The 6,331-nt window shown below is 69.9% G+C and carries 6 protein-coding genes; 2 read left to right on the top strand and 4 right to left on the bottom strand.

Going from position 1 to position 6,331, the window contains the following annotated elements:
• A partial coding sequence (locus F3T56_RS49175; protein WP_484422115.1) for an NsdA family TPR-like regulatory protein occupies positions 1–838 on the top strand: 838 nt, incomplete at its 5' end.
• A gap of 41 nt (positions 839–879) precedes the next feature.
• Here F3T56_RS49175 and F3T56_RS45575 read toward each other — a convergent pair.
• Positions 880–2,313, bottom strand: a complete 1,434-nt coding sequence (locus tag F3T56_RS45575; RefSeq protein WP_149831334.1) for a PP2C family protein-serine/threonine phosphatase — start codon at positions 2,311–2,313, stop codon at positions 880–882.
• A gap of 434 nt (positions 2,314–2,747) precedes the next feature.
• Between F3T56_RS45575 and F3T56_RS45570 the strand changes: the two genes are divergently transcribed.
• On the top strand, positions 2,748–3,161 hold the full coding sequence (locus tag F3T56_RS45570) for an SsgA family sporulation/cell division regulator (protein WP_149831333.1): 414 nt from the start codon (positions 2,748–2,750) through the stop codon (positions 3,159–3,161).
• Between the two features lie 25 nt (positions 3,162–3,186).
• Here the strand turns inward: F3T56_RS45570 and F3T56_RS45565 are convergent, their stop codons facing one another.
• The 3 genes from F3T56_RS45565 to F3T56_RS45555 form a co-directional block, all read right to left on the bottom strand.
• Positions 3,187–4,353, bottom strand: a complete 1,167-nt coding sequence (locus F3T56_RS45565) for a baeRF3 domain-containing protein (RefSeq protein ID WP_149831332.1) — start codon at positions 4,351–4,353, stop codon at positions 3,187–3,189.
• Between the two features lie 136 nt (positions 4,354–4,489).
• Positions 4,490–5,020, bottom strand: coding sequence for a DUF4232 domain-containing protein (locus F3T56_RS45560; protein ID WP_149831331.1), 531 nt, complete (start codon positions 5,018–5,020; stop codon positions 4,490–4,492).
• Positions 5,021–5,145: 125 nt separating this feature from the next.
• On the bottom strand, positions 5,146–6,331 hold a 1,186-nt coding region (locus tag F3T56_RS45555), incomplete at its 5' end, for an alpha/beta hydrolase (RefSeq protein ID WP_149831330.1).

Here is a 6,331-nt window from a genome sequence, read left to right as displayed (position 1 = left end):
GGTGGGAGGCATGCTCTCCTACCGTCACTCCGACCATCTCCAGCGACGCCTGTGGGGCGTCGCCGCCGACCTCGCGGTCCTCGCGGGCTGGATGTCGCACGACGTCGGCCTGGAAGCCACCGCCCAGAAGTACTTCGTCATCGCCGCCCACGCGGCCAGGGAGGGCGGCGACCGGCCACGCGCCGGCGAGGCCCTCTCCCGGGCGGCCCGTCAACTCGTCCACCTGGGCAAGCCCGACGAGGCACTCGACCTCATGAAGCTCGCCCAGTCCGGCTCCGGCGACCAGGTGCTGCCGCGCACCAAGGCCATGCTCTACACCGTCGAGGCGTGGGCGCATGCCTCGATGGGCAAGGGCCAGGCCATGCGGCGCACCCTCGGCCAGGCGGAGGACCTGTTCGTCTCCGACCGCACGGACGAGCCCCTGCCGAGCTGGATGTCGATGTTCAAGGAAGAGGACCTGTACGGCATGCAGGCCCTGTCCTACCGCACCCTCGCGGAGCACGATCCGAGCGCGGCCAGGCACAGCCAGCACTATGCGGAGAAGGCCCTCGCGCTGCGCATCGACGGCCGGCAGCGGTCGAAGATCTTCGACTATCTGTCCATGGCGTCGGCCTGCTTCATCGACGGCGACCCCGAACAGGGAACGCGCTACGCCCGTGACGCCCTCGATGCGATGGGGACCAACTCCTCCCACCGCACCTGGGACCGCCTGGGCCAGATGTACGAGCTGACCGGTGCGTACGCCGACCATGCGAAGGTCCGGGAACTGCGGGAGGAGATCAAACTCGCCCTGCCCAAGGGCACGGTGAAGAACAAGGGCGACATCGCGTCGGCGTAGGGAGCATCACATCGGCGCACCAATCAGGAACTGACGCCGGATCAGGAACTGACCCTGGCGACCAGCACGCAGGCGTCGTCCTCGCGCTCGGTCTCGCCGAACTCCTCCACCACTGTCCGCACACAGTCCTGGGCCGAACGCGCCTCGCCGAACCGTGGGGCCAGGTCCAACAGCCGCTGGACGGCTGCGGTTCTGCTGTCGCGCCGGGGGACCAGTCCATCGGTGTGCAGAAGCAGCAGGTCGCCCTGTTCGAGTGTCACTTCGGCCTGCCCGTAGACGGCACCGGAGGTCGCTCCGAGCAGCACGCCGTCCGGCGATGTCAGCGCGCGCCCCGTCCCGCCGCGGAACAGCAGCGGGGCGGGGTGCCCTGCCTGCGCCCAGACGAGGGTGCGGGTCGCGGGCCGGTAGCGGCAGCAGACGGCGCTGCCGAGGGCCGGTTGCACGGTGGTGTCCAGTAACTGGTTGAGGCACGCCATGAGCCGACTCGGCTCGGTGCCGGCCATCGCCATGCCGCGCAGGGCGCCGATCAGCATCGCCATGCCCGAGGTGACGGTGACACCGCGCCCGGTGAGGTCGCCGACGCTCAACAGGCTTTCTCCGCCGGGTAGTTCGAGGGCGTCGTACCAGTCGCCGCCGATCAGCGCGCTTGTCGCGGACGGCAGGTAGTGGGCCGCGAGTTCCAGTGTCCCGGGGCCGTGTTGCGGGAGTCGCAGGGAGCCGCGCCAGGGCGGCAGCACGGCTTCCTGCAACTCGACCGCAAGCCGGTGCTCGGTCTGCGCGATGTGCCGCCGGCGCTGAAGCGAGTCACGGGTCTCGCTCACCGCCCGCTGGCTGCGCCGCAGTTCGCTGACGTCCCGCAGTACGGCCCACATCGAGGCCGTACTGCCGTCGTCGTCGAGCACGGGCTCGCCCATCATGTGCACGGTGCGCACCCCGCCGTCGGGGAGCACGATCCGGAACTCCCCGTCGATGCGTTTCGCGTCGATCAGACAGTCCGTGACCATCGCCGTCAGCTTCGGCCGGTCCTCGTCCAGCACCAGGGACGGCAGCTCGTCGAGTGTGAGCGGCGGCGCGGCGGGGTCGCGCCCGAGGATCTGGTACAGCTCCCCGGACCAACTGGCCTCGTCCGTCAGCAGGTTCCACTCGGCACTGCCCACCCGGCTGAGCAGCGAGTCGTGCCGGGGCGGCACGACGGGCACGGCCGGGGTGTCGGGCGCCGCCTCGGGTGCGGCCGGTTCGGCCGGACCATCCCGCAGTTGAGCCAAGTGCCCGTCGAGGTCCTTGAGTTGATGAAGCGCCAGATCGTAGAGAGCCCGCTGCCACCGGCCCTCGGGGTCCGTCCCGTCGGGGGGAGCGTCACGGCGTACCGCGTCCACGTCCCCGCGCAGCCGCCGCGTCTGCGAGATGAGCGCGTCGACCGTGCCGCGGCGGGGCGGCTGGGCGGCGGGACGATCCGCAGAGAGATGCGACGGCATCACGTACTCCGATGGGGGTCGATGCGACCAACGCTGACGGAAGGGCCGGTTACGACTGTTGCACAGCCCGCGACGCGCTGTAAGGGATTTGGCAAGACCCGATACGGTGGTGCTTCTGGCATATGCCGCCGTCCTTGCAGGCCGGGTTCACCACGGCAGGACGATACGCGTTCGCAGGGGTCAAGTCGTAGAGATCGTACGTGACTTGACGGATTGCCGGGCGCGCTCGCGGTCTTCTCATTCTTGCGTTCGAAGGGTGTATGCGTGATTCCCTTCGGCATCCCCTTCGATGCATGGACGTATCGAGCCGTCCCGTTCTGGGTGACATGGGTCACATGGCGAATCCGGGAGGGGTGCGGCGTGCGAAAGCCCTTCGCGAGGTCGAACAGGTATGTCGGCACACGGCCGACCTTGATCCGAAACGGAGAGCGCGCATGACCGTCACGCTGGAACAGCCCGCACGAGTCCTCCTGGTCACCGCCGAGGACCGCGAGCTGCCGGTGCCCGCCACCCTGCGCTACGCCTCGGACGACCCGCTCGCCGTGCACATCGACTTCCCGGCCGACATCTCGCTCAACGGTTCCATGGTGACCTGGACCTTCGCCCGCGAACTGCTGGAGGAGGGGCTACGGAAACCCGCCGGGGGCGGCGACGTGCACATATGGCCCTCCGGCCGCAGCCGCACGGTCGTGGAACTGCACTCCCCGTACGGCATGGCCCTGCTCCAGTTCGACACCCCCGCCCTCCAGCGCTTCCTGCTGCGCACCTTCGCGGTCGTCGGCTCCGGCAGGGAACGGCTGGGCCCCGCCGTCGACCGGGGGCTGACCGCCCTCTTCGACGGTGTCTGACTCCTCAGTACCGCAGTACGCCGGCTCAGTACCGCAGTACCCCGGCGATGCCCAGCGCGTCGCCGAGCGTACCGTCGGGGACGAAGCGCACCTCGGCACCGGTGACCAGACACTGTTCGACGATCTCGTCCACGATGTCCTCGCGGGCGTCGAGGTCGCCACTCTCGGCCGGTACGAGGTGCCCGCCGNCGATCTCGTCCACGATGTCCTCGCGGGCGTCGAGGTCGCCACTCTCGGCCGGTACGAGGTGCCCGCCGCCGTTGGAGCGTACGGTCGCCCGGTAATTCTCCTCCACGGCCAGGAACTGGATGCGGCCCTGCTCCGCGTTCTGCCGGACCTCGTCGAGGCCGGCGGCGAACGCCTTCTGGCCACGGGCCGCTTCGAGCCGCTCGGCCACGAAGTCGACGATCCTGGCGTCCTCCGCCGTGACCAGCGGCCGCACCGCCTGCCACACGGCGTCCGGGGTGCCGTGCGCGAGGCCGCCGTACGGGATGTGGCCGGCGTCCTTGGTGACGGTGCCGATCTCGTCGAGGAGGGACAGCGCCGCCGTCTCACCGGTGACGTACAGGGGCCGTGGCTCCGCGCGCAGCACCCGGCCCATCGCGGTGTCGGCGTCCTTCAGGAAGTGCCGGGTGCCCTCGTCGCGGAACGTGCTCGGCATGTCGCCGATCTGCTCCTGCCGCTCGGCGTCGAAGTTGTCGCGGCTCCTGGTCAGCGGGAAACCGCCGACGCGCGCCTCGGTGACGCGGTCGCCGCCGCCGTTCCACAGCGCGACCTGGTCGGGGGAGACCGAGAGCACCCAGAACGGCCGCTCGGCCGCCTGTGCGGCCACCAGGTTCCGGGTCAGGAAGGTGTCGGAGAGCACCACGCGTTCCGGCACCGTACGCGCCAGTGACCAGACCTGGTGCTCACCCGGCGCCGCGAAGATCACCAGGCCTTCCTCGGTGTGCGTCAGATCCACCTCGGCCAGCGCCTTGTCCAGCTGTTCGACGACGTCGTTGCGTCGTTCCCGTGTGACCGAGGGGTCCTGCTCCAGCTGCTTCTTCGCCTCGGCGAGCACATTGCGCAGCCGGACCGGATCCTGCGTCTTCTCCGGTTCCCGGCGATGCGTCGGCGTCAGCACCGACACCGCGGGATAGGGCCGCGGGCGGCGTAGCTCGGTGAGGGTCGCGGGACTGAGAGCGTGCTCCATGACTTCACGATAGGACTGATTCGCCCACCGGGCATTTCTCGCGACATCGCCCGTCGGACGCGTGACATCGCCCGACAGCGCGCGACTTCGCCGGTGCGTATGCGACGGGCGATGGCGCGAGTGCGTGCCGTGAAGGTCAGCCGACGGCCTTCTTCAGCGCCTTGTCGGCGGCTGTCTTCGACGGCTTCCACCAGGTCGTCACGGGCTCCCAGACCTTCACCTTCTTGCCCGCGCCGAGCTGCTTCGCGGTGAAGGTACGGCCGTTGTAGGCCGGGTTGGCCGACACGGTGATCGTGCCGACGCGACGCGCCTCCGGGTCCTTCAGGTCGGCGATCGTGCGGACCGCCGCGTACACCGTCTTGCCTGCGCCGACCTTGTACAGCCCGCTCTCACCGGAGGGCACCGGCAGGGCCGCGCCGTCGAGGTTGCCGAAGGTGACGACGGGGAGGCGGTCGATGGTGCAGGTGCGGCCACTGGTGTTCTTGACGGTGATGTGCACGATCCTCGCGTCCTTCGCCTGCTTGGCCCCCAGCTTGAGGACCTTGGCCTTGCAGACGGGGGTCTTGGCGGCCGGCTGGGCGGCCGGACTCGGCGCGGCGGCGGTGATCAGCAGCGCGGTGCCGGCGGTCACCGCGGTCGAGAAGGCGAGGACGGAACGGATACGCATCGGTGAATTCCCCCAGTTTTGGTCACGTACGGGTATGGCACGCGCGAAAAGCGACGTACACCCAAGGTGACGCGTGAAACGCGGACGAGGTTGTACCGGCCCACCCCGTGTTACACGCCTGATGCTCAGTCGTCGGGCCCGCAGGAACTCCCGTCGTCCGGCAGCGTCCCGAACAGCAGGAAGTCGTCGACCTTCTCGTGCACGCACTTCGACGAGGCGTACCCGGTGTGCCCCTTGCCCTTGTTGTCGAGGACGACCGCCGAGGAGCCGAGCCGCTCGGCCGTCTCCACGGTCCAGCGGTACGGGGTCGCCGGGTCGCCCCGGGTGCCCACGAGCAGCATCTTCGGGGTGTCGACGTCGCGCACCTCCTCGCGGATGAAGTCGGTGCCCTTGGGGCGGCCGTAGCACAACAGCACCTGGGCGAGGCGGTACTGGCCGAAGACCGGGGAGGCCTCCTCGTACGCCGTGCGCAGGTTCTCGATGTCCTCGGTGATCCGGTCGGCGGTGGGCCGGTCCGGGTCGTCGGCGCAGTTGACCGCCATCAGTGCGGCGGGGGGATTGTCGAGCGGGACGTCCTCCGCGTCGACGAGCCCGCCGTCCTCGTCCGGACTGGGGGTGCTGGAGGGGCTGGGCTCGCCGGGCTTGCCGGGATCGGCAGGGGCGTTCGGGCGGGTCGGCGCGTTCGGACGGGTCGGGGCGGTGAAGCCGCCGCCCGCGAGGGCCATGACGCCCCGGGTGTCGCCGTCGTGGACGAGCATGTTGAGCGCCTGGGTGAGCACGGGCCACATCTGTTCGCTGTACAGGGCCTGGCCGATGGCGCCCACGAGGTCCTGACCCGAGAACTCCTGTCCGAAGTCCGACGGTACCGGGTACTCGTCCAGCGAGTCGACCAGCTGGACGACCTGCTCACGGGCCGACCGGGCATCCTGCCCGAACGGGCATGTCACCTGCTCGGTGCACGCGTCGAGGTAGTCCTCCAGCGCGGTCTGCTGCCCCTCGGCGGCCACCAGACCCTGCTCGGACAGCGGTTCGGTGAGGCTGTCCACGCCGTCGAAGACCATCCGCCCGACCTTGTCGGGGAACTGCGCCGCGTAGACCGCGCCCAGCCGGGTCCCGTACGAGAAACCGAGGTAGTTGAGCTTCTTGTCGCCGAGCGCGGCGCGCATCACGTCCAGGTCGCGGGAGACGTTGAGCGTGCCGATGTGCGGAAGGACCGGACCGGAGTGTTTCGCGCACGCGTCGGCGGCCTTCTTCAGCTGCTTGAGCGCGGTCTGCGGGTCGGCCGAGTCCTCGCCGTCGTCGGTCGCCGCC

Origin of the sequence: Streptomyces tailanensis (genome assembly GCF_008386495.1) — a bacterium.
GTDB lineage: Bacteria > Actinomycetota > Actinomycetes > Streptomycetales > Streptomycetaceae > Streptomyces > Streptomyces tailanensis.
This window is presented reverse-complemented; position numbering and strand designations above follow the sequence as displayed.

Coding starts and splice junctions, on each gene's coding strand:
- F3T56_RS45560 (WP_149831331.1), bottom strand. CDS start 5,020: ATGCGTATCCGTTCCGTCCTCGCCTTCTCGACCGCGGTGACCGCCGGC.
- F3T56_RS45570 (WP_149831333.1), top strand. CDS start 2,748: ATGACCGTCACGCTGGAACAGCCCGCACGAGTCCTCCTGGTCACCGCC.
- F3T56_RS45575 (WP_149831334.1), bottom strand. CDS start 2,313: ATGCCGTCGCATCTCTCTGCGGATCGTCCCGCCGCCCAGCCGCCCCGC.